Here is a 3,048-nt window from a genome sequence, read left to right on the forward strand (position 1 = left end):
TCGCCGGCATTGCTGGGCGTAGCCAATGTGCGCGGGACGCTGGTGGCCTGCATTTCCCTGGCGGAGCTGCTCGGCCTCGACACCCGTACAGCGGCGCGGGATGGCGCCCGTATCGTGCCGCGCATGCTGATCCTGGCGGCGGTCGGCGGGCCGATCATCTCGCCGGTGGACGAAGTGGACGGCATTCACGAGCTGGACGAAAAGGCCGTGGTCGAGGCTTCGTCGCAGAGTCACGCCGCCAATGACCGCTTCACCCGCGGCGTGATGCAGTGGCGCCGCCGCAGCATCCGCCTGCTCGACCAGGAAGCCCTGCTCGACGCCGCCACCCGGAGCCTCGCATGACCCCGGAGCAGATGAAGGACGCATCGATGCTGGACCTGTTCCGCCTGGAGGCGGAGGCTCAGACGCAGGTGCTGGTGCAGGGCCTGATGGCGCTGGAACGCAACCCGACCCAGGCCGACCAGCTCGAAGCCTGCATGCGCGCCGCGCACTCGCTCAAGGGCGCGGCGCGGATCGTCGGGCTGGATGCGGGCGTGCAGGTCGCCCATGTGATGGAGGACTGCCTGGTCGGCGCCCAGGAAGGGCGCCTGCTGCTGGGCTCCGGGCATATCGACGCGCTGCTGGCCGGCACCGATATCCTCCTGCACATCGCCGATGCCGCGCCCGAGCGGGCCGAGCAGGCGCAACAGGGCGTGCCGGGCATGGTCGAGCGCCTGCAGGCCTTGCTGTCGGGCAAGACGCCGGCCCAGCCCGCGCCGCCGGCGGCGATACCCGTCGAACCGGTTCCGCCGCCTAAGGATGCACCTGCACAAGCCCCGTCGGCTCCCGCCGAACGTCCCCAGCGGCGTCGCTCCAGCGATAGCGATGAAGCCGGCGAACGGGTGCTGCGGGTGACCGCCGAGCGCCTGAACCAGTTGCTCGATTATTCCAGCAAGTCGCTGGTGGAGTCCCAGCGCCTGAAGCCGCTGCTCGATTCGCTGCAGCGTCTGAAGCGCATCCAGGCCAGCGCCAGCCGTGTGCTGGACGGTGCGCGGGATGCCGCCAACACGGCCAACCTCGACGCCGAGGCGCAGGCCTACCTGGCCGACGCGCGCCGCCTGGTCGGCGAATGCCAGCAACTGCTCAGCGAGCAGATCGCCGAGCTGGACGAATTCAGCTTCAAGGCCGGGCAACGCGCCCAGTCGCTCTACGACACGGCGCTGTCCTGCCGCATGCGGCCGTTCTCCGACGTGCTCTCCGGGCAGGCGCGGATGGTCCGCGACCTCGGCCGCTCGCTGGGCAAGACGGTGCGCCTGGATATCCAGGGCGCCACCACCCAGGTCGACCGCGACGTGCTGGAAAAGCTCGAAGCGCCACTGACCCACCTGCTGCGCAATGCCGTCGACCACGGTATCGAGTCCGCCGAAGTGCGAGCGCGCCACGGCAAGCCGGAGGAGGGCACGATCCAGCTGCTGGCCCGCCACCACGCCGGCATGCTGGTGCTGGAGCTGCGGGACGATGGCGGCGGCGTCGACCTCGACCGCCTGCGCAGCGCCATCGTGCGTCGCCAATTGTCCACCGAGGAAACCGTGGCGCGCCTCACCGAAGAGGAACTGCTGAGCTTCCTGTTCCTGCCCGGCTTCAGCATGCGCGAGCAGGTCACCGAGGTGTCCGGCCGCGGCGTCGGCCTCGACGCCGTGCAGCACATGGTGCGCCTGCTGCGCGGCAGCATCCGCATGGAGCAGGTGAGCGGGCAGGGCGCGCGTTTCCACCTGGAAGTGCCGCTGACGCTGTCCGTGGTGCGCAGCCTGGTCGTCAGCATCGGCGGCGAAGCCTACGCCTTCCCGCTGGCGCACATCGAACGCATGCGCCGCCTGGCGCCGGACGAGATCGTCCAGCTCGAAGGCCGCCAGCAGTTCTGGCACGAGGGCCGGCACGTCGGCCTGGTCTCCGCCAGCCAGCTGCTGCAGCGCCCCGACGGCGAAGCGGCGCCGGACGAGATAGCGGTGGTGGTGATCCGCGAGCGCGACAGCGCCTACGGCGTGGCGGTGGAGAAATTCATCGGCGAGCGCACCCTGGTGGTGGTGCCGCTGGATGCCCGCCTGGGCAAGGTGCAGGACGTCTCCGCCGGCGCCCTGCTGGACGACGGCACGCCGGTGCTGATCCTCGACGTCGAAGACATGCTGCGCTCGGTGGAAAAGCTCCTCGCCACCGGTCGCCTGGAACGCATCGACTCCACCGGCCGCCTCAGCGGCCCGGCGCGCAAGCGCGTGCTGGTGGTTGACGACTCGCTGACCGTGCGCGAACTGGAGCGCAAGCTGCTGCTGGGGCGCGGCTATGATGTCGCCGTGGCGGTGGACGGCATGGACGGCTGGAACGCCCTGCGCTCGGAGCATTTCGACCTGGTCATCACCGATATCGACATGCCGCGCATGGACGGCATCGAGCTGGTCACCCTGATCCGCCGCGACACCCGCCTGCAATCGCTGCCGGTCATGGTGGTGTCCTACAAGGATCGCGAAGAAGACCGCCGGCGCGGCCTGGATGCCGGCGCCGACTATTATCTGGCCAAGGCCAGCTTCCACGACGAGGCCCTGCTGGATGCGGTGGTCGACCTGATCGGGAGTGCACAGGGATGAGGATAGGGATAGTCAACGACATGCCCCTGGCGGTGGAGGCGATGCGTCGCGCGCTGGCCTTCGAGCCGGCGCACCGCGTCGTCTGGGTCGCCGCCAACGGCGCCGAGGCCATCGAGATGTGCGCCGCGCACAAGCCCGACGTGGTGCTGATGGACCTGCTGATGCCGGTGATGGATGGCGTCGAGGCGACCCGCCGGATCATGGCGCAGAGCCCCTGCGCGATCATCGTCGTCACGGTGGACCTGGAGCGCAACATGAGCCGGGTGTTCGATGCCATGGGCAACGGCGCGGTGGATGCGGTGAACACCCCGGTGATGGGCAGCGGCGACCCCGCCGAAGCCGCCCGCCCGCTGCTGCGCAAACTGCAGAACCTGGCGTGGCTCAACGCACCGCAGGACAGCCGCCCGGTCGCCAGCGCGCCGCTGGTGCG

Annotated in this window: 3 protein-coding genes; all 3 read left to right on the forward strand. The window is 69.9% G+C overall.

The annotated features are described in order from the left end of the window. A partial coding sequence (locus tag ACCC94_RS28935; RefSeq protein ID WP_413353020.1) for a chemotaxis protein CheW occupies positions 1-342 on the forward strand: 342 nt, incomplete at its 5' end. Then, the gene (locus ACCC94_RS28940) at positions 339-2,618 is read left to right on the forward strand and encodes a hybrid sensor histidine kinase/response regulator (RefSeq protein ID WP_413353021.1); all 2,280 of its coding nucleotides are present in this window, start codon (positions 339-341) and stop codon (positions 2,616-2,618) included. The genes ACCC94_RS28935 and ACCC94_RS28940, both read left to right, overlap by 4 nt. Then, a partial coding sequence (locus ACCC94_RS28945; protein ID WP_413353022.1) for a response regulator occupies positions 2,615-3,048 on the forward strand: 434 nt, incomplete at its 3' end. The genes ACCC94_RS28940 and ACCC94_RS28945, both read left to right, overlap by 4 nt.

The organism is Pseudomonas sp. Pseusp97 (assembly GCF_047304025.1).
In the GTDB taxonomy this organism is placed as follows: Bacteria; Pseudomonadota; Gammaproteobacteria; order Pseudomonadales; family Pseudomonadaceae; genus Pseudomonas.